Raw genomic sequence first — 23,785 nt, forward strand, 5'->3', positions numbered from 1 at the left:
ACTTGGGCAGCCAAAGATGGACATAGTGGTGATATGCCCATCCTTGGCCCGGCCCGGCGGACATGTCCAACCTTGGTGTGGTTCGACGGACATGCTCAGGGTTGGATGGGGCTAACCGCGCGCCGAGTTGGTACCGGCGGGTTCGGCGCCCGTGGCTACTGGCGGGCCGTCAGCGTCAGCAGGACTGCTTCGGGCTTGCACGCGATCCGCACGGGCGCGAAGCGTGAGGTGCCGATACCGCCCGAGACGTTGACCGGCGTCGTACGTCCGTTGTTTTCCCAGTCGTGCAATCCCTTGGCGCGCCACGTGGGGAGGTCGCAATTGGCCAGCAGGGCGCCGTAGCCGGGGATGCAGATCTGGCCGCCGTGGGTGTGCCCGGCGAGGATGAGGTCTGCGGAGTCGTCCGTGAAATGGTCCAGGACGCGCTGGTAAGGGGCATGGATGACCGCGACCCGCAGGTGCGGGCGGGAGTCTTGTCCCGCAGTGCCGCGGGGCCAGCCAGCGTAGCGCTCCCGATTGAGGTGGGGATCATCGACGCCGGAGAAATCGAAGCGGATACCGTTTATGGGCAGCGACTGGTGCCTGTTGGTGAGATCGATCCAGCCGGACATCCCGAAACCCGAACGCAGCCGCGGCCAATCAAGCTCAACGGGGTTGTTCTTAAGCCGCGATGGGCCAAGGAAATATGTGGCCGGATTCTTGAACCGAGGCGCGTAGTAGTCGTTTGAACCGGGGACAAAGACGCCCGGGAACTTCAACAGCGGCTGCAGGGCATCCAACAACGGAACGACCGCATGGGGGTGGCTGAGGTTGTCGCCGGTGTTAACCACGAGATCTGGTTGGAGCGCGGCGAGCGAACGCAGCCACGCGGCCTTCTTTCGCTGGCTCGGAACGAAATGGATGTCACTCAGATGCAGGACCCGGAGGCGAGCTGATCCTTCGGGAAGGATGGGCAGTGTCTCTTCGCGGAGCACAAACTGGTTCTTTTCCCAGAGGCCATAAGCAAGACCGGCAACGCCAGCGGTTGCGCCTGCACCAGCAGCGACGGCAAAGCCGCGTCCGATGCTTCGGACGCGGCTTGCCAGCGATTCAATGGCGGGCTTGGAGCTGCTAGCCATTCTTTTTTCCATTGTCATTGCTAGTGGGCTGGGTGCTCGGCTGGGTGCTCGGTGAGGTGTTGCTCGGAGTCGGGGCACGGAACGAGGGTGCGTCCAAAAGGTTGGACGGCGGAGCCGGGAACGGATTCGTTCCATAAGCAGGGGCAATCTGGGACATGTAGTTCGAGAACTGAGGCCCGGCGATCATGTAACCGTCGACGTTGGGATAGAACTTGCCGTTGACGGTGATGTTGCGGCCGAAGCGGTTTTGGCCGCCCAGGGGATCGCCGAACCAGCTGGCCGTTGCGAGGCCCGAAGTGTAACCAACAACCCAGGTGGAGCCGTTGTTGTCATTCGTTCCGGTCTTGGCCGCGATGGGGAAACTCGTCTTGGTGGAAATCCTGGGCTGGATCAGCGAACCAGAACCCTGGTTAAGAACTTCCTGCATGGCGTAAGCAACACCGTGAGCAACCGCCGGGCTGACGGCCTCGCGACAGTTCGGAGACTGGGCAGGAAGCTTTGCACCCGTCTGGTCCGTCACGGACGTAATAGCGATGGGCTCGCAGTACTTGCCGTTGTTGGAGAACGTTGCCATCGCACTAGCCATGGTGAGCGGTGCAGTTTGGGTGGAACCGATCAGGTTGGCCAGCGTAGTCATGGGGACTTTGGGATTAGGATTTGTGATCTGGCCGCTACCGTCACGAGCGGGATTTCCACCATGGATCCCCACGGCGTCCACGATCTTTTGGATTCCACAAAGGTCCACCTTGGATGCCGAGGCGAAGGTAGCTGTATTGATGGAGTTCATCAAGCCATATAGGACCGTCATGGGGCGGTAGTAGCCGGTGTCCGAGTTCTGGAGGTCGAAGCTACCGGAGACATTGCTGTCATACCAGCCCACGGTGGGGGCGGGGCAGGTGTTCTTCCAAGGGAAGTTCTGCGGGTATTTTCGAACCGAGGCATCGATGGTGGTGTTCATCGACTTGCCCTCATCGAGCCATTCGGCGAACGTGAAGGGCTTCATGGTGGAGCCGGGCTGGAAGCCGCCCAAACCGTTGAGGTCGTTGCCCTTGGCGTCAAGCACATCCACGTTGAAGTTCTGTGTCTGATCGAACTTTCCGGCAGCCGGCAGCCACACGGTGTTCTGAGCCATGGAGACAATCTTGCCGCTGCCCGGCTGGACCGAGACGATGGTGGCGCCCCACTTGTCCGGGTTGGCGCCGGTGGTGGCGTCAACCTGGGCTTGGGCGACGTTTTGGGCCTTGGGATCGAGGGTGGTCTGGATGGTCAGGCCACCGCGTGAGACGCGGCTGTTGCGTTCTTCCGGCGTGGCGCCGTAGGCCGGGTTGTTGAGGAGCAAGTGAAGCACATAGTCGCAGAAGTACGGGGCCGTAGCGGCGTAGGCACAACCCTGGCGAGGCTGTGTGACCTTGGTGGTTACCGGCGTCGCGATGGCGGCGTCGTAGTCCGCTTTTTTGATCTTTCCCTGGTCCAACATGAGTCCGAGCACAAGGTCGCGACGCTGCTTCGCGTGGTCCGGGTTCGTGATCGGGTCATAGTAGGACGGGCTGTTGACAACTCCCGCGAGCAACGCGGCCTGCGGCAAGGTGAGGTCCTTGGCGCTGGTGCTGAAGAAGAGCCTAGAAGCGGCTTCGATGCCGTAGGCATCTTTGTTGAAGAAGACGATGTTGAGGTAACCCTCAAGGATCTGCTGCTTGGTGAACTTCTTCTCCAGCGCGATGGCCAGCTTCATTTCACGGAGCTTGTCGCCCACACCCTTGTTGACGCCATTGAGCTTTACGTCGGCCCCTTTGTCCTGGGACACGAGGGACTCGTTGATGACGTTGTTCACGTACTGCTGGGTGATGGTGGAAGCACCCTGCTTCTGGCCGCGTGCCGTGCTGACGATGGCGCGCATGATGCCTGTGGCGTCGATGCCGCCGTGCTCGTAGAAGCGGCTGTCCTCGACCGCAACGATCGCGTCCTTGATGTTCTGACTCATCTGGTCAAGGGGGACGCGCGTGCGGTTCTCCGTGTAGATGGAGGCGATCTGACTGCCATCGGCAGCCAGGATGGTGGTCGCCTGGCTGGGCGGGTTCACCTGGAGTTCCGCCGGCAGCGTGTCAAAGAACTGAATGGACCCACTGGCCGCACTGCCTGAAACGGCGGCGGCGGGGACGAGCAAGCCCGCCACCAGGACACCACAAATAGCGCTCACACCAAGGAATCCGAGGATCTTTCCAAGAGTGGTGGCAGTGTCGAATAGAGGGTTCCTACGAGTCACCATGTTCTCCACTTTACCGGCAAGGGCTAGTCTTTCTTTCATGACCAAATGGGAGTACGCGACGATTCCGCTCATCATTCACGCCACAAAGCAGATTCTGGACCAGTGGGGAGAGGACGGCTGGGAGCTTGTCCAGGTTGTTCCAGGGCCCGATGGTAACGGACTTGTTGCATACTTGAAGAGGGAGAAGCAGTAACAATGACAACCCCCGCAGAAGCCACCGTTGGCGCGGATTCCACAGTTCCGGCATCCGCCGTCGAGCAGCGCCTTGCCGAGCTCGGTCTGACCCTGCCGGCAGTTGCCGCTCCGGTCGCGGCCTACGTGCCGGCCATCGTCTCCGGCAACCACGTGTACACCTCCGGACAGCTGCCCTTTATTAACGGCAAACTTGAAGCTACGGGCAAAGTCTCCAGCGGTGAAGAGGGCCTTTCGGACGAGCCGACAGTGTCTCCGGAAGACGCTCACAGGTACGCAGCCGTCTGCGCAGTCAATGCCTTGGCTGCCGTCAAAAGTGTCATCGGAGATCTCGACCGAATCACGCGCATCGTGAAGGTGGTCGGCTTCGTGGCCTCCGATACTTCCTTCACCGGCCAGCCCGGTGTAATTAATGGTGCCTCCGAACTCCTCGGGCGTGTCTTCGGCGATAAAGGGCAGCACGCGCGTTCCGCCGTCGGTGTTGCAGTCCTTCCGCTCGACTCTCCCGTCGAGGTCGAGTTGATCGCTGAATTCAGCTAAGGAACCGGTTCATTCAATTGCCACAACTAGCCCGACGCCTGTTTGCGTTGCCCCCCGAACTCGAAGGGGCGGCACGGAACTGGCTTCAACTCGGCGAACGGACCCCCCGCGCCGCGCGTTACGCATCATCTGTTGTTCTGCTCCGCGATTCGCCCGCAGGCCTGGAGACGTGGATGGGTTACCGTCCCGGCTCCTCGCCGTTGGGTGTGGTCGCGTTTCCCGGCGGTTCATTGGAGCCCACCGACGACGACGCCCTCGGCTGGCTCGGCCCCTCGCCTCAGCATTGGGCTGAGGCGCTCGGGACCACCGACGTCGGACTCGCCCGCCGCCATGTTGTGGGCGCTATCCGCGAACTGTTCGAAGAGACAGGTGTTTTGTTGGCCGGCCCGGACCTGTCCTCCACTGTGGAGGCAACGTCCACGCCCGAGTGGATGAAGGCCCGCGAAGCGGTAGCTGCCCAGGACAAGTCGTTCACGGATGTACTGGCCAAGCGTGGCTTGTCGCTCCGGACAGACCTGCTCAAGCCACTGGTCAACTGGCTCAGCCCGGACTTTACACACAGGCGCTTCAACACCCGCTACTTCGCGGCCACGCTTCCCGTGAACCAGCAGCCTTCGCTGCTGGCGAGCAAGGGGGTCTGGGGCCGCTGGGTGTGCGTTTCAAAACTCATCGACGAGCGCCACACAACCGCTTTTGGCGACGAAATCGGCCAGGAAAACACTGCTGGCCTGACCCTGGGCCAGTTGCTGGTGCCGGGTTCGGAGATCATCCTCGAAAAGATGGCCGGCGCCCAAGGCTGCATCGCGTATCTCAGCTACAAACGCAAGCCGCACATGTACCAGCCGCGTCTTGTAGACGAGGACGGCGCGCTCATGCTCGAAGTCGAGGCCGCCAGGACGGTTTCAGGGGAGCCGCAGCGGGAGCGCTGACGACGCGCAAATCCAGTGGGGATACGCAAAATGCCTGGCGACACCGGAATTCCGGAATCGCCAGGCATTTTCTGTGTCGCGGGAAATTAGCGGGAGCGCTGGCGGAGGCGCTGCATGTCCAGGATGACTACTGCGCGGGCTTCCAGGCGGAGCCAGCCGCGCTGGACGAACTCGGCCAGGGCCTTGTTGACCGTCTCGCGGGAAGCGCCAACCAACTGGGCCAGTTCTTCCTGCGTGAGTTCGTGGGCAACCAGGACCCCGTCGGTGGCAGGCCGGCCGAAGCGGTCGGCAAGGTCCAGCAGGGCCTTGGCGACGCGGCCCGGAACGTCCGAGAACACGAGGTCGGACAGAGAGTCGTTGGTGCGACGCAGGCGGCGGGCAAGTGCCTGCAGCAACTGGGCAGACACCTCGGGACGCGTCCGGAGCAGGGCGTTGAGGCTTTCGTTCTTCAGGCCTGCCAGGCGCGTCTCGGAAACGGCCGTGGCCGTCGCGGTCCGGGGGCTGGGGTCGAACAAGGCCATTTCTCCAAAGAGTTCGCCCGGACCAAGGATGGCCAAAAGGGATTCACGGCCATCCGGGGAGGTGCGGCCGAGCTTCACCTTGCCGGACACGATGAAGTAGAGCTGGTCACCCTGATCACCCTCGCGGAAAACGGACGCTCCACGTGAAAGGTCCACCTCGGTGAGCTCGTCCGTCAGTAGACGGAAAGCGTCGTCGTCAAGGGTCGCGAAGAGGGGTGCGCGGCGCAATACCTCGATATCCATGAAATCTCCTGAGTAAAAGTTCGGCTGGGGCGCTTCAGCCATTGTTTCAGAATTTTGTCGCGTCTGTGACGTACTTGGCAGCCGAAACGCCCTAAATCACGCGGAAGAGCCCCAAAATCGCATCCCAACTGGCCGGGAATGCTCCGCCAGGAGGCGGCTTCGCGATGCGGTTGGCAGCGTGCTCGTGAGGGAAAGCTGTCAGGCTATGCATCTACAATTGGGGCTTACTCGGCTGTGAGGAGCTTTGGTGTTCGGCTTGACCATATTGGACCTGGCGTTGATTCTGACGCTTCTTTCCTACCTGATCTACGGACTGCGCAACGGCTTCTTTGTGACCCTCGGTGGAATCGCAGGCTTCGCGGCAGGAGCCGTGGCAGCCTTCATCGCGGTTCCGCTTGTTGGCGATTGGGTGAAAGACAGCGGCTGGAGGCTGACGGCCATCATCGGCTCGGCTGTATTACTCATCGTCTTGGGGCACGGTCTGGGCACATGGATCGGCCAGAAGGTCCGCAGGGCCGTGCGGATTCAGCCATTGAACGCCTTGGACCGCCTGCTGGGTGGGTTCGTTAGCCTGGTGGTCGCGGCATTGGTCATGTCCATGTTGGCGTTCAGTATCGGCTCCTTGGGCGTGCCACTCGTTTCGCAGCAACTCGCCGATTCCAAGGTGATCCGCTTCATCGACACCATGACGCCCACACCCGTCAAAGCCGGCGTCGCGCAGCTGCGCTCCACCGTCATGGGCAACGGCATTCCCCACATCATCGAAGGCATCGGTCCTGTTACCCCGTTGCCCGTCCCGAACACAAGCACAGACACCCCCGCGCTCAACAATGCGGCACATTCTGTTCTGAAGATTGCCGGCACGGCATATCAGTGTGGCCAGAACCAGACCGGCTCCGGCTTCGTCGTCTCTCCTGGCCGCGTAGTGACCAACGCGCACGTTGTGGCCGGCGTGTCCCAGCCTGTGGTGGAAATCCCCGACGGCGGCGCGTTGCAGGGCCGCGTGGTCTATTTCGACAGCCAACGCGACCTCGCTGTGCTCGCCGTCGACGGTCTTCCGACGGCGCCGCTTCAGTTGAGCGCTGATCTTCCGGCCGGCTCGCCCGCAGCCTTCGCCGGCTATCCTCACGGCGGTCCCTTCCAGTCCAAACCTGCCGCGGTGGAGGGCATCTCGACACTCCTGGTCCCGGACATCTACGGCAACAACCCTTCACCGGAGCAGGTCTACAAACTGGCCGGTGACGTGCAGCCAGGCAACTCGGGCGGTCCCCTGCTGACGACGGAGGGCCAGGTCGCTGGCGTTGTCTTCGCCAAGACCACCTCGGACGTGGCCGTGGGCTACGCCCTCACCATGGACGAGCTCTCGCCGGTGGCCCAGCAGGCACCATCTCTGAGCTCGGCCGTGTCGCCGGGCCAGTGCACCAAGAAATAGCCCTCCCACCACGGGACATGCTCAGCGCTTGATCTGAGAACTGGACATAGTGCGTTTATGTCCAACGCTGGCCACGAAGAATGAGCATGTCCCCAAGGGGAGGGCGAGCTTAGAGCCACTCCAGGCTCTGGCCATGGGGGCCGGTGATGGCTGTCGGAACGCCGTTGTGCATGAGCAGGAATCGGCCCAGCAGCCGCTCTTCGGGCATCTCGGGGACCACGCTTGAGCCGTCCTGCTGGTCGATGACCATGTGGCCTTCGTTGGAGAGCCAGTGGCAGCCTCGGGTCGCCGCAAGTTCGGATATGGTGGCCCGGAATCGTGCCCGTTCCCGGGCATCGAGATACCCGAGCACCGCGCTGTGGAAGACCACAAGGGTGGAGTCCGCGGGTGCTTGGCTCGCCACTTCCAGCAACTTGTCATTGAGGTCCCCCGCCACCAGCAAAGGCGGATCCTGACGGGCGATCGCGATCGCCTGTTGGAGCCGTTCCCGGCGGAAGTCCTGCTCGGGCCAGATCAGGGCATCGAGCCACGCGACGTCGCTGGGATTCGTCACGTCCAACGGGTTCAGGTCGATGCCTGCCCGCCAACTGACTCGCGGCAACCGCTCGGGGATGGGGACCGGCCCCGAATCGGTGCAACGGAGCACCGGAGCATCAGCATCGGCGCGGCCGATGCGCTTTTGCCGGGTGCCGTCGTCGTACTCGTAGCGGTATTTGTCCGGGTACAGCGTGAGCCCGGCAGAGGCCCCGACTTCAAGGAGTGCGAGCGGTTTCTTTTCGGCGGCGGCGATCAACGCCAGCGACGGCAGGAGCGTGGCACAGCGGCCCGCTTCGTTGGTCTGCGTGGCGCGTGAAAGCACGGTCCGGGAAACATCGGCCCAGTGGGCATCCAGGAAGCTCCGGAACTCCGGATAGGGGCTGACGCGGGCGCCAAGATAGCGGGCGGCGGCGAAGAGCAAAATGGGTTGCCGCTTGCTGTGCGGCCATTGGTCGATCCGGGCGATAAGTCCCGGATCGTCGGCCGCGGCAAGGGCCCAGCGGGCATAGCAGTCCGACGATCCGGGCGCGTCGAACGTGCCGAAGTGCCGGTACCAGTCAGCCGTGCCGCCCAAGGGAACCCCGCTCAGATCGACGATTCTAGACCGCGGTGGCGAGGTAGTCGATGGCCAGCTTGTAGCCATGGACTCCTGCGCCGACGATCACCGCGGAACAGACGGGGGAGAGGTAGGAGTGGTGCCTGAACTCTTCGCGCTGGTGCACATTGGTGATGTGGACCTCGACGGCGGGAAGCTGCACCGCAGCAAGTGCGTCACGCAGTGCCACGGAAGTGTGGGTGTACGCGCCAGCGTTGATGACGATCCCGACGGCGGTACCGCGCGCGCCGTGGATGGCGTCAATGAGGTCACCCTCGTGGTTGGACTGGACGCAGTCCACCGTGAAGCCGTTGGCCCCGGCGGCTGCCATGGCGAGCTGTTCGACGTCGGCCAAAGTGGATGTACCGTACTTTTCCGGCTCGCGCGTTCCCAGGAGGTTGAGGTTGGGGCCGTTGAGGACGAGGATGGTGCCGCGGCCGGCTTCGGTGGCGGTGGGAGCTTCAGTCATGACTCCCAATCTATAGGGGTGCGGCGTCCGCCCGGCGTTTCTTACGCTGCTTTGGACAGCGCGCAGTCGCCGGGCGGACGCCAAACAGTTGCCTTATGCCGCAGTGATCCGGAGCAAGAGAGCATGCTCCGGGTTCAGGACCGGCATGGGAAGGCCTACCTCTGCCAGGAAGCGGCCGCTCGCCGTAGCGCCCGAGGGCAGCCAAGCCGGCGGCTGCACCTGGGTGAACGTGCGGGCATAGTCGGCGTCGCCGGGGGCCGGGAAGATGGCCTCCACTTTGTACGAGCGCCCAGGATCGAGCCCTGGAATCGCAACGCGGCCGGGTTGTTCGGCGAACGAAGTCCGGGTGCTGACGACGGCAAACAAGCCGGCGGCGCCGTCGTCGGACACCACACCGTGCAGCATCAGGGAGTCGTCTGGAACGTCCGCACGGACCATCCGCCCACTGTGGATTAGCGCCCGGTGTTCCTTGTACAGGCTAATGAAGCGCTTGAGCTCTTCGCGTTCGGCGCCCTGTACCTGTCGGACGTCCCATTCCATGCCGAAATGTCCAAAAAGTGCGGTGATGGCTCGGAAAGAGAGATCATGCGTCCGGGTCGTTGTGTGCGACGTGGTGGGGCCGATGTGCCCGCCCACGAGTTCCGGGGGAACCACGACGCCGGTCCAGCGTTGGATGGTCTGCCTCTCAAGGGCGTCGTTGCAGTCCGATCCCCAGATCCGGTCGGTTCGCTCAAGGATACCGAGGTCCACCCGTGCGCCTCCGGAGGAACAGCTTTCAATTTCGACGCCGGGGTGCGCCGTGCGGAGCTCGTCGAAGAGCCGGTAGGCGGCCATGGTCTGCTCGTGAACGGACGCGCGTCCCGCATGGCCGTGTTCCAGCAGGTCTCGATTTTGGTCCCACTTGAGGTAGCTGATCTTGTTTTCCCGCAGCAGGGAATCGATCCGGTCGAAGACATACTGCCAGGCAGCGGGATTGACGAGGTCGATGATCTGCTGGTGTCGCCATTCCAAGGGCAGCCGGCCGCCGTCCTTGTGGGACAGCGCGGCAGGACCCACGATCCAGTCAGGATGCGCACGGGCAACATCGGAGTCCAGGTTGATCATTTCCGGCTCAACCCAGAGCCCGAATTCCATGCCGTGGGAGTTGACGGCTTCGATGAGTGGCGTCAGGCCATCCGGCCAAAGGGTTTCGTCGACGTACCAGTCGCCCAAGCCGGCGTGGTCGTCGCGGCGCCCGCGGAACCACCCGTCGTCGAGCACGAATCGCTCAACCCCCAGTTCGGCGGCGGATTCCGCGAGCTCGATCAGGGTGTCCAGCTTGTGGTCGAAGTACACGGCTTCCCAGGTGTTCAGGACCACGGGGCGGGGCTTGCCGGCGGGGAGCCCCGTGGAAGCCGCGGGAAGGACGTGATGACGACGGGACCGGAACCAGCTGTAGAACGCTTCGCTGATGCCGTCCAGGCCACGATCCGAGTAGGCGGCAAACAGGGCGGGCGTGGTGTAGCTTTCGCCCGGCTGGAGGACCACTTCAGCCGGGCCCAGGAGCTCCGAGCCGCCGATCATGGTGCGGCCATCGGCTACGGTGTCGGCGAACTGTTCGTGGTTGCCGCTCCAAGCCAAGTGGGTGGCCCAGACCTTTCCGTGGCGATTGCCGAATCCGGCGGTGCCCGCCGCGAAAAGCAGTGAGGAATCGTGCCCTGTGCGGCCGTGGCGTCCAGTGCGTACCCACGTGCCTTGCTGGACGGCACGGCGCTGTGGGTGCCGCTCGCGGCACCAGCGTCCGGTGAGGTCAAGGAGCTCGACGGCGTCCGGCCCCACCGGGAGGACGGTGGCCAGTTCGTCGAGCTGGAAGGGGGACGTGCCGTCGTTGACGGCAGTGTGGCGAAGCTCAAGGAGCCCGCCGGGGTGAAGTGTCAGGGCGGACGTCACCGTGATTCCGGCGTCGGGATCTTTTTGGACGACGACGGCGGAGCTGCCGTCAGCGTGGACGTCCACCACGCGAAGCCGGACCGAAAAGTCCAGGCCGGGGACGCCGTCGGCGATTCTGTGGCCGCGCAGGCCCGGACGGCCTTGCCAGGCAGAGGAGCCTTGCGGGAGCAGCGCCGTCGGGACCGTGGCGTCGACGGCGGAGTGCGGGATGGGTTCGCCCAGGATGGCGAGGTCCGGGAGGGTGCTGCCGAGATCTGCGCCCCAATGGATGACCTCGGCCTCTCCGCTGTTGAAACTGACCACCAGGCTTGTGCCGGTGGAACGGAGGTGGAGCGGGTCCATGAGCGGTTCTCTTTCAGGGAGTCGTTGAGTTGCTGGTGAGTGGGGAGTCCGGGCGCCGCCGTCAAAGGAGTGAAGCGGCGGCGCCCGGACTGGTTCGGGGTTACTTGAAGAGGTTGTTGACCTGGTTGTTGGCATCGGACAGCGAGCTGGCGGGCTTCTTGCCGCTGAGCACTGCGTCCATTGCGGGCTTCATGATGCCGTCAACTTTGGCAGCCTTGTCCGCGATGGGGAAGAGGAACGTGGTGCCGTCTTTGACCTGGGTAGTGAAGGCGGAGACGTCTACGCCCTTGGCCGCGAAAGCCTTGGCCGCCAAGTCCGAGGAAGTGGAGATAGCGGGGAAGACCACTGCCTTGTTGGCGACGACGTCCTGGCAGGCTGAGGAACCGAGGTATTCAACCCATTTGGTGGCTCCTGCAGGGTTCTTGGTGCCAGCCCAGATGGAGTCCGCCAGGCCGTTGAACATGGACGCACGCTTGCCGCTGGGGCCCACCGGGGTTGGGGCGATGGCAGTCTTGATGCCCTTGTAGCTGGTGTACTGGCCGATCATCCATGAGCCGCTGGTGTTGATTGCAGCCTTGCCGGCGCCGAAGTTGTCCGACACGCTGGCGCCTACCGTTGTTTCAAGTTTGGGCATGTAGCCCTTGTCCGCGAGTCCGGCCCACCAGCTGATGGTCTCCTGGAACTTGGGGTCGTCGTAGTTGAACTTGCTGGCCCACGGGTTCTTGTCAGTGGCGGTCCAGCCGTTGGTGGCTGCCAGGAAGCTCCACTGGGTCTGGCCCTGCCCGGAACCGGAGGACTCCAGGCCCAGGCCGTAGACGGCCACATTGTTCTTGTCGAAGCCGGCTTCGTCTCCGCGCTTGCCGTTCTTGTCCACGGTCAGGTGGGCGATGGCCTTTTCGTAGCTGCCACCATCCTTGGGATTCCAGTCCAGCTTGGCCATTTGCTCGGCCGTGATGCCTGCGGAATCGGTCATGGCCTTGTTGTAGAAGAGGCTGATGGTGTCCCAGTCCTTGGGAAGGCCGTAGCGCTTGCCGTCCTGGCCTACCCAGAGATCGGCCAGGCCCTTGTTGTAGCTGTCCAGCTTGATACCGTCCTTGGTCACGGCGTCGTCAAGGGCCAGCAGTTGCTTCTTGGAGGCGAACTCCGGGTACTTGGACAGGTGGTCAGTGAAGACGTCCGGAGCGGTGCCGGACACAAATCCGTTGGTCAGGGTGGTCCAGTAGTCGTCCCAGCCGCGCTGGGTGATCTTGACCGTGATGTTCGGGTTGGCCTTGGTGAAGTCACTCGCGCACTGCTGGTAGGCGGGCAGCTGGTTGGCATCCCACAGCCAGTAGTTGATCTCACCCTTTGCCTCGCTGGAGGCGGGGGCGGAGCCGCCACAAGCGGAGAGTGATAGCGCGGCTGCGGCAGCGACGGCGACGGCAGCTGCGACGGTGCCAATGGATTTCTTCATGGTGGACCTTTCAGGGGGTTGCGATAGAGCGGGGTGTTGGTTGGGGAGGGGAACTACTTGATGCCGGAGAAGCCGATGGAGTTGACTACCTTCTTGCCGAAGGCGATGAAGAGCAGGAGAACCGGGAGGGCAGCCACGAGGGTGGCGGCCATGAGTCCGCTCCAGTCCGGTGCCCCTTGCGGGGACTGGGACTTGAAGACGCCCAGGCCCACGGTGAGGACGCGGACGTTCTCGTCCTGGCCCACCAGAAGCGGCCAGAAGTATTCGTTCCACTGACCGATGAAGGTCAGCAGCGCCAGGGTGGCGAGGGGAGCTGCGGCGTTGGGGATCACAATCTGGAAGAAGATCCGGAGGTGCTTGGCGCCGTCGAGCATGGCTGCCTCTTCGACTTCGCGGGACATGCTCAAGAAGAACTGGCGCAGGAAGAAGATGGCGAAGGGCGTCATGAACATGTAGGGCAATGCCAGGCCGGCGAAGCTGTTGAGCAGGCCCAGGTTCTTGATCATCAGGAAGTTGGGCAGGGCCGTGAAGATCGGCGGGACCATCATGGTGGCCAGGAAGATCGCAAAGACCTTGTTCCGACCCGGCCAGCGCAGCCTCGAAAAGGCGTAGGCGGCCATCGCGCTGAAGAACACCTGGCCTGCCGTGGTCATGGTGGCGAAAACAATCGAGTTTCGCAGGTACAACCAGAAATTGATGGCGGCGCCGGAACCGCCCTCGGCAATTGCCTGCTCGGGGCTTTGCAACCCCAGGACGCGTTGGAAGGCGCCCCAGCTGAAGTCTGCAGGAAGGAGATTGCCGGCATTGGAGGCCAGCGAGTGATTGCTGGACAGTGCGGTCCGGAGCATCCAGAGGAACGGAGCGATCGTGACCACGACGGCGATCATCACGAGGACCCAAGCGCCGGTGCGGCGCCAGTTGACGGGTTTCGTGCCACGGCGGCGGGACTGTGGGGAGCCGACGACGGCGGCAGCGGACTCGCGCGGGCGGCGGGAATGGGTAGAGGTACTCATGGCGGGGTTTCCTTAGTCCAGGTCCGTCTCGTTGCCCTTGAGGAACTTCATCTGGATGAAGGCCACCAGGGCGAGAATGATGAAGAGAATCACGGACAGCGCCGAGGCGTAGCCGAAGTCGGACTCGCCGAAGGCCTTCTGGTAGATGTACATCTGGATGACGCGGGAGGCGTTGACCGGTCCACCGCCAGTGGTCACGGCGACCGTATCGAAGACTTGGAACGAACCGATGACGGTGACCACCAGGACCAGGACCAGCACGGGGCGCAGGAGCGGCATGGTGATGCTCCAGAACGTCCGGGTGGGAGAGGCTCCATCAAGGTTGGCTACCTCGTAGACGTGGTTGGGGATGGACTGCAGGCCGGCGAAGATCAGCAGGGCGGTGTAGCCCATGTGCCTCCAGACGTTGACGAAAGCGATGGTGGGAATGGCCCATTGCTCACTTCCGAAGAATGCGATGCGGGGGAGGCCCATCCAGCTGATGACCTCGTTGACGATGCCCAGTTGGTAGTCGAGCATCCAGAACCAGAGCAGGGCGACGATTACGTTGGCCACCAGGAACGGGAGCAGAAGCGCGCCGCGGATAAACGTTGATTTGGCCACGCGGTGCATGAGCAGCGCGAGCCCGATAGCGATGACGGTCTGGAATCCGATGTTCAGCGCGACGTACTGGACCGTGACGGCCATCGCGTTCCAGAACAGATCGTCGCTGAATATTGCCGTGTAGTTCTTGATGCCGATCCAGGTGGGGTCGCCCAAGATGCTGTACTCGGTGAAGCTGAGGTAGATGCCCCGGATGGTGGGGATCAGGAAGAAAACTACAAAACCGATCAACGCCGGGAAGATGAACAGAAGTGCGATCTTCAAGTCCCCGATCCGGCGAATGCTGAACCTGGACGGTTTGCCCGATTGGGGAGGTGCGGCGGGCTCCGCTTGTTTGGCAAGGGTGGTCATCTTCGACCCTTTCCTGACTGTGATGTGGGTTACAACTGATGGAAATCTACACGAGTAGATCAAGGGGGGTCAAGAGGTTTTGTTAAGTTTTGTTCGATTATTTTGGATTTATTGCGTTTTGTTGACTCGAGTAGATCGTAGTGATTCACTGGCCTGAGCCACTGTCGGAGATATCCGTTCCGGCGAGAGCACCCTGAAGCCACCCACATCATCGAAGGGCTAACAATGACGTTTTCAATGGGAGTAGTAGGACTCGGCCAGTTTGGCGGGCAATTTGCCCACCTCTTCAAGCTCCACCCCGGGGTTTCCGCGGTCTACGCGGTGGATGAGCTACCCGAGCGGGCAGCCAAGGCTGTTGAACAGCTGGGCCTGGACGGAACAATGGACAGCTTCGATGAGCTGTTGGCCTCCGACGTCGATGCCGTCGCCATTTTCACGCAGCGCTGGACTCATGGCCCGTTGGTGATCAAGGCGCTGCGCGCCGGAAAGCATGTCTACTCAGCCGTTCCCATGGCAATCTCCGAGGAGCAGATCGCCGGGATCATCGACGCTGTGCGCGAGACCAAGCTTGTCTATGCCATGGGCGAGACCAGCTACTACAACCCCGCCACGGTCTACGCCCGCAAGCAGCACGCCGCTGGCAAGTTCGGCCGCATCTTCTACACGGAGGGCGACTACGTCCACGACATGGACTTGGGCTTCTACGAGGCCTACCAGTACAGCGGCGGCGAAAACTGGAAGGCAACCGCCAGCTACCCGCCCATGCTTTACCCCACACACGCCATCGGCGGCGTGCTGGGTGCCGTGCCTGGCCATGCGGTGAGCGTCAGCTGTATCGGCGTCAAGGACGATCGGGGCGACGGGGTCTTCGACAAGGCAGTCAGCATGTTCGACAACGACTTCTCCAACGCGACGGCGCTCTTCGAAATGAACGACGGCGGCGCTATGCGCACCAACGAGATGCGCCGCGTGGGTTATCCCTCGCACATCCGCGAGTCCCGGTTCCGTTTCTTCGGTACGGAGGCCAGTTTTGAGCAGTTGGCAACCACCACGCTGTGGCAGGACAAGGAAGGTGTGCTGGACGTCTCCGAGCAAGTGGAGACCAAGCCGAGCATGTCGGCCGACGACCCCTCCTTGGCGGACGTCGCCCCGGAGCTTCGCGGTGCCTTCATCTCCGGCCTCGCTCCCGTGCACGACGCCAGCCGGCTGCCTGCTGAATTCGATGGCGCCCCCACCGGCCACGAAGGCAGCCACCAGTTCCTTGTGGACGATTTCGTTACCGCCGTGAACCAGGGAAGCCTTCCTCCGGTCAATGCCTGGGTGGCAGCCCGCTTCACGCTTCCGGGAGTCGTGGCACACGAGTCTGCCCTCCGTGGCGGTGAGCGGCTCCCCATCCGCGATTTCGGGGATGCCCCGGAGGCTTTGTAGTTAGCATGATCCAATGACTACTTCGGCAGTGCACACCCCGCGCGGACCGGTGACGCGCAAAGACGTGGCCCGGTACGCCGGGGTGAGCACCGCCGTCGTGAGCTATGTGGTGAACGGCGGTCCCAAGAAGGTGGCGCCGGCCACGGAAGCCAAGGTCCAGGACGCCATCCGGATCCTGGGGTACCGGCCGAACGCCACCGCGCGTGCGCTCAAAATGGGTTCCAACCAAACTGTTGGTTTGGTGATTCCGGATTCCAGCAACCCGTTCTGGGCGCTGCTGGGGCACGCAGTCGAGGTGGCGGCCGGCGAGCGCGGATATGCGCTGTTATTGACGAATTCCGACAACAAACTGGACTCGGAACGCCGCCACATCCGCAACCTCGCCGCCCGGCAGGTTGATGGTGTGGTCCTGGCCAGCGTCATGTTTGAGCCAGACCTGCTGGAGCTTGTGGGAGCCGGAATCCGCTCGGTCCTGCTTAACCATGCCTCGGTCGCTCCCGGATTCAACAGCGTGGGAGTGGACCTCGAGGCCGGTGCCCGGCTGGCCGTGGAACATTTGATCAGCCATGGTCACAAGAGCATCGGCCTTGCCATGGGAATCACGGCGGACAATGAGGCTGATGGGCGCGAGGCTGGTTGGCTGCGGGCTCTGCAAGCTGCGGGACTGCCTCCTGGACCCCTTGCCCGCGGTGGTTTCGACCGCCCCGGTGGCTACGCAGCCGGTCAGCGCCTCCTTGCCTCTCCCAAGCGTCCGACGGCGATCTTCGCCAGCTCCGATATGCAGGCAATCGGGGTTCTGCGGGCAATCCGCGAGGCTGGTCTGTCGGTTCCGGAGGATATTGCCTTGGCGTCCTTTGACGGCTCGGTTGAGGCCGAGTACAGCTGGCCGGCGCTGACCACCGTGGAGCAGCCGGTGTGGGAGATGGCCGAGGCCGCTGTGTCCGCCCTGGTGGGTGAAGACCGCAACGAGCCCCCGCAGCACAGGGTCTTCCCGACCCAACTCCGCATCCGGCAATCGTGCGGGTGCCCTTAGCGGTTCTTCCACCCAACTGGCAGCGCGCCCGGGCGGGCCGGTTCTAGGGCGTCGCGATCCTGAGTTTCCCAACGCCTTCGGCGAGGATGCGCCGGGCATCCTCGCCGAGATGCGAGTCCGTCACGAGCACATCGGCCTCTTCCAGCTGGGCAATCGAGGCGATGCCCACCGTTCCCCATTTGCTGTGGTCCGCCAAGACCACCACGTTGCGGGCCGCGCTGATGAAGGCCCGGTTGGTTTCGGCTTCCTGCAGGTTCGGAGTAGTGAATCCTGCGTCTGCGTCCATGCCGTGGACTCCCAGGAACAGCGTGTCCAGGTGCAGCTGCTTCAGGGCGGACGTGGCAATGGGACCCACCAAGGCGTCCGACGGCGTGCGCTCGCCACCCGTGACGATGACCGGGAAACCCTGGCGGGAACCTGACGCATTGTGAAAGAGATCCGCGATCCTCATGGAGTTCGTCACCACCGTGATCCGAGGGCCGTCCAAGAGTTCCTTGGCGAGCTCGTAGGTGGTGGTTCCTGCGCTCAGGCCCACGGCCATGCCTTCGTGGACGAGGGTGGCAGCCTCTACCGCGATCGCGTGCTTTTCCTCGATCAGCTGCGTGGACTTCAGCTCGAAGCCTGGCTCGTGGGTCCGCGCATCACCGGGTATCTTGGCCCCGCCATGGATACGCTCGACGAGCCCTGATTCCTCAAGCGACTCGATGTCGCGCCGAACGGTCATCGCGGAGACGCCCAGCTGTTGCGCGAGATCCGAGACACGGACAACCCGTTCGCGCTGGACGGCGTCGACGATGGCGGTGTGGCGCGCTGCCTGAAGCATCGGAGCCTTTCTGGAGTGACGGCAGGTGGTTAGGCGGGAGTGGCGACGACGGCGACGCCTCCGGCAGTAAGGATTAGCGTACCTCCGGTGGGGGCTCCGCTTAGGAGCTCGACGCCGTCGAGCGGCACATCCACGTCATGGGCGCTGTGGTTGATGACGAAAGTCCAGTCCTTGGTGCCGTTGCTTCGGCGGACGATTTCCACGTCTTCCGGAGGCGCAACGCCCAGGACCGGCTCCACCCCGGCGTCCGAGCAGAGGAGCTGGACCAGTTCAGCCAGCCCGGTGCGGCCCAGGCTGGTGGCGACGTAGTACGCGGCACCGCGTCCGCTCGCTCCCGCTCGGCGGGTGACCGCCGGAGAGCCTCCGACGCCGGATCGCCCCGCACCGCCGTCGAACGTGGCGAGAACCTCAGCGTCGGTCGCCTTTCCCAACTCGCTCCACAGCGTCCCGGAGCCGAACTGGCTCAAGCCCACGGTGTCTCCGGAACGCAGGGGGAAGAATTCCTCCATGCTCACGCCAAGCAGTTCGGAGAACGCTCCCGGGTAGCCGCCGCCATTGACCGGATCCATGCGGATGTGGTCGTTCTCGTCAACGATTCCGGAGAAATACGTGATCACCAGGGTTCCGCCGGCTTCGACGTACTTGTGGAGCTTTGCGGCGCCTTCATCCGTGACCAAATACAGCATGGGCGCGATCACCAGCTTGTAGCCGGAGAGGTCGTCGGTGCTTTGCCGAATGTCCGTAGTGATGCCGGCCCGGTAGAGGGCATCGTGCCAACGCCGCGTTTCGGGCACGTTCCGGGCATCCTCGCTGGGGTGCGAGTCCAGTTCGGTGCCCCAGCGGGCATCGGTGTCGTGGATGATGCAGGCCTCGGCCTGGACCGTGGAGCCGGCGACTTCTGAAATGCTCTCGAGCACGCGGCCCAGCTGCACCACTTCGCGCCACACCTTGCTGTCGCGGCCGGCGTGAGGGACGAGTCCGGAGTGGTACTTTTCGGCACCGGCCCGGGAGGCCCGCCATTGGAAGAACAACGCTCCATCGCTTCCCCGGGCCACGTGTTGCAGGGAGTTGCGCAACATTTCGCCCGGCACTTTGGCCACGTTTCGGGGTTGCCAGTTGACTGCCGAGGTGGAGTGTTCCATCAGTAGCCACGGTTTGCCCTGAGCCCATCCGCGGGTGAGGTCCGCCGTCATGGCCAGTTCCTGGAAATTCCGTTCGTCGGCGGCAATCAGATAGTGGTCATTGGAGACGACGTCCATGTGTCCGGACCAGCGCCAATAGTCCACCGGGGCGTTCAGGCCCATGTTGAAGCCCATGAAATTCGTGGTCACTGGATGCTCCGAATGTGCCCGGATGACGTCCGCCTCGGCCTTGAAGCATTCAAGAAGCGCATCGGAGGAGAACCGCGCGAAATCCAACTGTTGGGTGGGGTTCACCCAGGTTCCGGAGCGGCGCGGCGGCAGGATCTCGGCCCAGTCGTAGTAATGCTGTGACCAGAACGCCGTGCCCCATGCCTTGTTGAGCGCGTCAAGGCTGCCGTATCTGTCCTGGAGCCACTTCTGGAAGCCACGCTCCGCATGCGGACCGAAGTCCGGTTGGTTGTGGCAGCCATACTCATTGTGGACATGCCACATGACGACGGCGGGGTGCTCGGCGTAGCGCTGCACGATCGCCGTCGTCAGGGCTGCTGCCGCCCGGCGATAGTCCGGGGAGCACGCCGCGAAAGCCTGCCGCGAACCGTAGCTTTGCCGCACGCCGTCGGCATCGACGGGAAGCGAGTCAGGGTACTTGCGGCTGAACCAGGGCGGGGGAGAGGCGCTCGCGTTGGCGAGGTCCACGCTGATGCCGTTGGCGTGGAGCAACTCAAGGACCCTGTCCAGCCAGCCGAACTCGTAACGGCCTTCCTCGGGCTCGAGCAGGGCCCAGCTGAAGATCCCGACGCTCACCAGGTTCACCCCGGCTTCCTTCATGAGTGCGACGTCGTGTTTCCAGACTTCTTCGGGCCATTGCTCGGGGTTGTAGTCCCCGCCGAAGGCAATCCGTCCGCCCAGCTTGTCGACGATGTAATCCATGGCCATGCGTTTTTATCCTTTGCTGGAACCGAGCGTGAGGCCGGCTACGAATTGGCGCTGCAGCGCGAGGTAGATGATCAGAGTGGGTATCAGGGTGATCATGGCGCCCGCGGCAATCAGGTTGTAATTGCTGAGGAACTGGCCCTGGAGGTTGTTGATGGCCGTGGTGATGGGCAAACGGTCGCCACTTTGGATGAAGAGCAACGGCCAGAAGAAATCGTTGTAGATGAAGATGACTTCCAGCGTGCCGAGCGCTGCGAGGGCAGGCCGACACAACGGCAGGATGATGTTCCAGTACTGCCGCCAGATTCCGGCCCCGTCCACCAATGCGGCCTCTGTGAGGTCGGACGAGAGGGCCTTCATGTAGTTGGAAAGCACGAAGGTGCAGAAACCGATCTGGAAGGCCGTGTCCACGGCGATCACGGATATGTAGGTGTTGAGCAGGTTGCCGGAATCGCTGAAGGAGTACGGCAGCGAGAGGTGCTTGAACATTTCGAACAACGGGGCCGCGAGGACTTGCGGTGGCAGGAGGTTGCCCGCCGTGAACATGATCAGCAGCGTGATGTTGAATTTCCAGTTCACCCTGGAGACGGCGAAAGCCATCATCGAGGCAAAGAACAGCGTCAATAGCACCGCGGGGGCCGTGATGAGCAGGGAGTTCAAGAGATACTTCGAGAATCCGCCTTGAGTCCAAGCTTGGATGAAGTTGTCGAAGCTGAAGCTGCCGCCAAAACTGAAGTAGCCGTACTTGTCCGTGTCGGCTTTGGGGCGCAAGGCCGTGTACAGGGACCAGCCCAGCGGTATCAGCCACATCACTGCCATGACGGTCAGGAAGATATGGGTCCCGTAGTGGCGCTTGCCGGAGTTCCGGGATACGGCCGCGGCTCCTGCTGTGCTTGGGATGGGGTTGGCGAGGGTGCTCATGCCTTGCTCTCCTTGCCGAAGGTGCGGATGAGGTAGAAGACGATGGGGATCAGTGAAATAACCAGGAGGATGACCGCGAGGGCCGAGCCGACGCCGATTACCTGGCCTTCACCGACGAGGTTCTGGATCACCAGGGCGCTGATCAATTCAAGGCCGTTGGTTCCTCGGTTGATGATGTACACGATGTCGAAGGCACGCAGCGACTCGATGATGGTGATCACCACGATCACGATGTTCACCGGCCGCATGGCCGGGAAGACCACGCGGAAGAACGTCTGCACGGCGTTGGCGCCGTCAATCGACGCCGCTTCCCGCAGGGTCGGGTCCACACCCTTGAGCCCGGCCAAGTACAGGAGCATGACGTAGCCGGCATGGCGCCACGTAGCTGCAACCATGGCTGCCCAGATATTGACGTTGGAGTCTCCAAACCAGTCCACGGCCCGCGGAGTGCCGGCCGTGCCGAGCAGGTAGTTAAGCAAGCCGCTGTCGCGGTTATAGAACAGTTGCCAGATCACGCCGATGAGGGCTAAGGACAGCATGACGGGCGTGAAGAAGATGCTCTGGTAGATCTTGCTGCCGCGGATTTTCTGGTCCAGAAGCACGGCCAGCAGCAGGCCTAGGGGTGTCGCGATGAGGGCTAGGAACGCGAGCCACAGGATGTTGTGCTGCATGGCAGGCCAGAACGGGGGATAGTCCTGGACTACGAAGCGATAGTTGTCCGTCCCGGCTGGCTTGATGTCCTTGAGGTCCAGGCCATTCCAGCGGGTGAAGCTCAGCGCGATGGAGAAGAGCGTGGGCAGCCAGACCAGCAGCAGTTGGATCAGGGTAGGCAAACCCACCATGACCGCGAGGACCAACTTGTCACGCCGGGTGAGGCGTCGGACTTTGCGTGCTTTGCCCGGCCGCCTGCCGGCGCCGGGGCGACCCCTGCCGGCCGTGGTTCGCCCGGCAGCGCCGGGCTCGCTGTCCGGTGCGGCCGGTTTTTCGGCGGTAGTACTCATGGGGATTCCTTCAGTTTGCAAAAGGTGGCCCGACGACGGCGGGCGGAACCGCCGTCGTCGTTCCTGTCACGGCAACTACTGGGCGGCGTAAAGGGTCTTGGCCTGCGCTTCAAGGTTCTTGACGTCCACGGTGCCGTCCTTGATGAAGGACTGCAGCGCGGGGATCATCACGTTGTTGGCCATGGCGGGGAGGGCGTCGCGGTCCAGGAATTGGCTGATGTACTTGGCGTTGGCGATGGTGTCCGCGCACTTCTTGTTCAGCGGGGTGAACTTTGACGTGTCGGCGCCCTTGACGGTGGCGATGTTGGAGGTGTCCACGGCTGCGTAGGCGTTCTGTCCCTCGGCGGATCCCAAGAAGGCGAGGAAATCGTGGGCGGCCTGGTTGTCGCCGCCCTTTTTGGAGAGAAGCAGACCATCGATGGGAGCTTCGACGGCGTCGGTGCCTTCCACGGCAATCTCCGGGAAGGGGAAGAAGTCGATGTCTGCCAGCACCGCGGGATCCGTGAACTGCTGGGTCACGAAGGAGCCCAGCAGGTACATGCCGGTCTTCTTGGCCTCAAGGGCTTTGGCCGCGTCCTGCCAGGTCTGGCCGAGGGCAGCTGGATCCTGGAACGGCAGCAGGGCCTTCCAGGTGTCAAACACGTCGCTGACCTTCTTCTGATCCCAACTTTCCTTGTGGGCGGTCAGGTCCACGTGGAACTGGTATCCGTTGAGGCGCATGTTGATGTAGTCAAAGGTTCCCATGGCCGGCCAGCCGTCCTTGTCCGCGAACCCGATGGGGATGATGCCGTCACCCTTCATCTTGGCGGCCAGGGTCTTCAGCTCGTCGAACGTCTTCGGGACTGCGTAGCCCTTTTCGGCCCAGAAGCTCTTCCGGTAGAAGAAGCCCCAGGGGTAGTTGTAGTTGGGGACCAGGTACATCTTGCCGTCGGGGCCGGTGGAGGCTTTCTTCATGGCATCGGAGAAGTTGCCGCCGATCTTTGCCCAGACGTCGTCCACAGGAGCCAGCAGGCCCTTACCCGCGTAGTACTGCATGCGGTAGCCCGCGAACCAGGTGAACGCGTCATCCGGGCTGCCCTGGAGGTAGGAGTTGATTTTGTTCTGGAAATCGTTGTGGGGAACCACGTTGGTGGCCACCGTGATGCCGGATTTCTTGGTGAAAGCGTCGGTGACGGCCTTGTAGGCGTTCTTGGGCACCTCGTCCGAGGAACCTGAGCCGAAAGTCAGGCTCTTCGAGGAGGCTCCCGGAGCCGGGCCGGAGCCTCCGGTGCAAGCCGCCAGCAGCGGAATGCCCGCCAAGCCGGCAGCACCGATACCGAGCGTTTTCAGGATGGTGCGGCGTCCAGGCCCGGCGTTGTGGGCCGACTGGAACGGGTCAAGATTCGCTGCCATGTTCTCTCCCTTGAAAAGCGTGGTGCTTGTGAGTTATCTCACGTAGAACTCGACTATAACCGCTCAAAAGAGAACATGAAAGAACTAAATATAACATTCTTGCGACGGCGGGTTTCATGACAAAGGCGGCGGTCCTCGTGGGAGGGGACCGCCGCCTTTGCGTGGTGGTTTGGTGCCGTGGGTGGCCCGGTGAGGGGCTTACTTCTTCAGCGATTCGGCGATCTGGGCCATGATGGTGGGGTCCGAGAGGGTGGTGGCGTCGCCGGGTTCGCGGCCTTCGGCGACGTCCTTGAGGAGGCGGCGCATGATCTTCCCGGACCGTGTTTTGGGCAGTTCGGGGACCACGAGGATGTGCTTGGGTTTGGCGATGGGGCCGATTTCCTTGCCCACGTGGTTGCGCAGTTCGGCGACGGTGGCGTCGCCGCTGTCCTGTCCCGACGGGGCGGATTCGCGCAGGATGACGAACGCGACCACGGCCTGGCCGGTGGTTTCGTCGGCGGCCCCGACGACGGCGGCCTCGGCCACCCACGGGTGGGAGACGAGCGCGGATTCGATTTCGGTGGTGGAGAGCCGGTGTCC

Annotated in this window: 21 protein-coding genes; 6 read left to right on the forward strand and 15 right to left on the reverse strand. The window is 62.9% G+C overall.

Translation table 11 applies throughout. The annotated features are described in order from the left end of the window. Positions 1-155 precede the first annotated feature (155 nt). Entirely contained in the window at positions 156-1,118 is a 963-nt protein-coding gene (locus OOZ51_RS18905; protein ID WP_265981310.1) for a metallophosphoesterase, read from the reverse strand. After that, entirely contained in the window at positions 1,111-3,384 is a 2,274-nt protein-coding gene (locus OOZ51_RS18910; RefSeq protein WP_265981311.1) for a transglycosylase domain-containing protein, read from the reverse strand. Before OOZ51_RS18910 ends, OOZ51_RS18905 begins: the two co-directional genes overlap by 8 nt. A gap of 37 nt (positions 3,385-3,421) precedes the next feature. Between OOZ51_RS18910 and sp36 the strand changes: the two genes are divergently transcribed. From sp36 to OOZ51_RS18925, 3 genes are read left to right on the forward strand one after another with little or no spacing between them, the layout of a single operon-like run. Next, positions 3,422-3,577: a Sp36 family protein gene (gene sp36 / locus OOZ51_RS18915; RefSeq protein ID WP_009359196.1), complete on the forward strand. Its 156-nt coding sequence runs from the start codon at positions 3,422-3,424 to the stop codon at positions 3,575-3,577. A 2-nt stretch (positions 3,578-3,579) separates the two neighbouring features. Continuing rightward, positions 3,580-4,116, forward strand: a complete 537-nt coding sequence (locus tag OOZ51_RS18920; protein WP_265981312.1) for a RidA family protein — start codon at positions 3,580-3,582, stop codon at positions 4,114-4,116. Positions 4,117-4,133: 17 nt separating this feature from the next. Beyond that, the gene (locus tag OOZ51_RS18925; RefSeq protein ID WP_265981313.1) at positions 4,134-5,045 is read left to right on the forward strand and encodes an NUDIX hydrolase; all 912 of its coding nucleotides are present in this window, start codon (positions 4,134-4,136) and stop codon (positions 5,043-5,045) included. Positions 5,046-5,131: 86 nt separating this feature from the next. Here OOZ51_RS18925 and OOZ51_RS18930 read toward each other — a convergent pair whose 3' ends face one another. Then, positions 5,132-5,809 carry a Crp/Fnr family transcriptional regulator gene (locus OOZ51_RS18930; RefSeq protein ID WP_011775987.1) on the reverse strand — a complete coding sequence of 226 codons (678 nt, stop codon included), beginning with the start codon at positions 5,807-5,809 and terminating at the stop codon, positions 5,132-5,134. A 247-nt stretch (positions 5,810-6,056) separates the two neighbouring features. Between OOZ51_RS18930 and OOZ51_RS18935 the strand changes: the two genes are divergently transcribed. Further along, complete coding sequence (locus tag OOZ51_RS18935; RefSeq protein ID WP_265981317.1) at positions 6,057-7,241, forward strand: MarP family serine protease; 1,185 nt, start codon at positions 6,057-6,059, stop codon at positions 7,239-7,241. A gap of 109 nt (positions 7,242-7,350) precedes the next feature. On the opposite strand, the gene OOZ51_RS18940 is transcribed toward OOZ51_RS18935, so the two are convergent. The 6 genes from OOZ51_RS18940 to OOZ51_RS18965 form a co-directional block, all read right to left on the reverse strand. Further along, entirely contained in the window at positions 7,351-8,421 is a 1,071-nt protein-coding gene (locus OOZ51_RS18940; RefSeq protein WP_265981318.1) for a DUF2332 domain-containing protein, read from the reverse strand. Beyond that, positions 8,378-8,842 (reverse strand): type II 3-dehydroquinate dehydratase, encoded by a 465-nt coding sequence (aroQ, locus tag OOZ51_RS18945; RefSeq protein WP_265981319.1) that lies wholly within the window; start codon positions 8,840-8,842, stop codon positions 8,378-8,380. Before aroQ ends, OOZ51_RS18940 begins: the two co-directional genes overlap by 44 nt. Before the next feature lie 93 nt (positions 8,843-8,935). Next, complete coding sequence (locus OOZ51_RS18950; protein WP_265981320.1) at positions 8,936-11,113, reverse strand: alpha-galactosidase; 2,178 nt, start codon at positions 11,111-11,113, stop codon at positions 8,936-8,938. 100 nt (positions 11,114-11,213) lie between these two features. After that, the gene (locus OOZ51_RS18955; RefSeq protein ID WP_265981321.1) at positions 11,214-12,566 is read right to left on the reverse strand and encodes an ABC transporter substrate-binding protein; all 1,353 of its coding nucleotides are present in this window, start codon (positions 12,564-12,566) and stop codon (positions 11,214-11,216) included. A gap of 53 nt (positions 12,567-12,619) precedes the next feature. Continuing rightward, positions 12,620-13,579 carry a carbohydrate ABC transporter permease gene (locus OOZ51_RS18960; protein WP_416346413.1) on the reverse strand — a complete coding sequence of 320 codons (960 nt, stop codon included), beginning with the start codon at positions 13,577-13,579 and terminating at the stop codon, positions 12,620-12,622. A gap of 12 nt (positions 13,580-13,591) precedes the next feature. Continuing rightward, positions 13,592-14,533 carry a carbohydrate ABC transporter permease gene (locus tag OOZ51_RS18965; RefSeq protein WP_265981322.1) on the reverse strand — a complete coding sequence of 314 codons (942 nt, stop codon included), beginning with the start codon at positions 14,531-14,533 and terminating at the stop codon, positions 13,592-13,594. A 225-nt stretch (positions 14,534-14,758) separates the two neighbouring features. Between OOZ51_RS18965 and OOZ51_RS18970 the strand changes: the two genes are divergently transcribed. Next, entirely contained in the window at positions 14,759-15,961 is a 1,203-nt protein-coding gene (locus OOZ51_RS18970) for a Gfo/Idh/MocA family protein (protein ID WP_265981323.1), read from the forward strand. Positions 15,962-15,974: 13 nt separating this feature from the next. Beyond that, the gene (locus OOZ51_RS18975) at positions 15,975-16,994 is read left to right on the forward strand and encodes a LacI family DNA-binding transcriptional regulator (RefSeq protein WP_265981324.1); all 1,020 of its coding nucleotides are present in this window, start codon (positions 15,975-15,977) and stop codon (positions 16,992-16,994) included. Between the two features lie 43 nt (positions 16,995-17,037). Here the strand turns inward: OOZ51_RS18975 and OOZ51_RS18980 are convergent, their stop codons facing one another. From OOZ51_RS18980 to OOZ51_RS19005, 6 genes are all read right to left on the reverse strand, one after another. Further along, a complete protein-coding gene (locus OOZ51_RS18980) occupies positions 17,038-17,817 on the reverse strand; it encodes a DeoR/GlpR family DNA-binding transcription regulator (protein ID WP_265981325.1) in 780 nt (259 codons plus the stop codon). A 29-nt stretch (positions 17,818-17,846) separates the two neighbouring features. Continuing rightward, positions 17,847-19,895, reverse strand: coding sequence for a beta-galactosidase (locus tag OOZ51_RS18985; RefSeq protein WP_265981326.1), 2,049 nt, complete (start codon positions 19,893-19,895; stop codon positions 17,847-17,849). 6 nt (positions 19,896-19,901) lie between these two features. Next, on the reverse strand, positions 19,902-20,813 hold the full coding sequence (locus OOZ51_RS18990; RefSeq protein WP_265981327.1) for a carbohydrate ABC transporter permease: 912 nt from the start codon (positions 20,811-20,813) through the stop codon (positions 19,902-19,904). Further along, positions 20,810-21,814: a carbohydrate ABC transporter permease gene (locus OOZ51_RS18995; RefSeq protein ID WP_265981328.1), complete on the reverse strand. Its 1,005-nt coding sequence runs from the start codon at positions 21,812-21,814 to the stop codon at positions 20,810-20,812. The genes OOZ51_RS18990 and OOZ51_RS18995 overlap by 4 nt, the downstream gene beginning before the upstream one ends. A 75-nt stretch (positions 21,815-21,889) precedes the next feature. Continuing rightward, positions 21,890-23,206: an ABC transporter substrate-binding protein gene (locus tag OOZ51_RS19000; protein ID WP_265981329.1), complete on the reverse strand. Its 1,317-nt coding sequence runs from the start codon at positions 23,204-23,206 to the stop codon at positions 21,890-21,892. A gap of 198 nt (positions 23,207-23,404) precedes the next feature. Then, the coding region (locus OOZ51_RS19005; protein WP_416346414.1) for an AMP-binding enzyme at positions 23,405-23,785 on the reverse strand (381 nt) is incomplete at its 5' end.

It is taken from the genome of Arthrobacter rhizophilus (assembly GCF_026241105.1).
Lineage (GTDB): Bacteria > Actinomycetota > Actinomycetes > Actinomycetales > Micrococcaceae > Arthrobacter.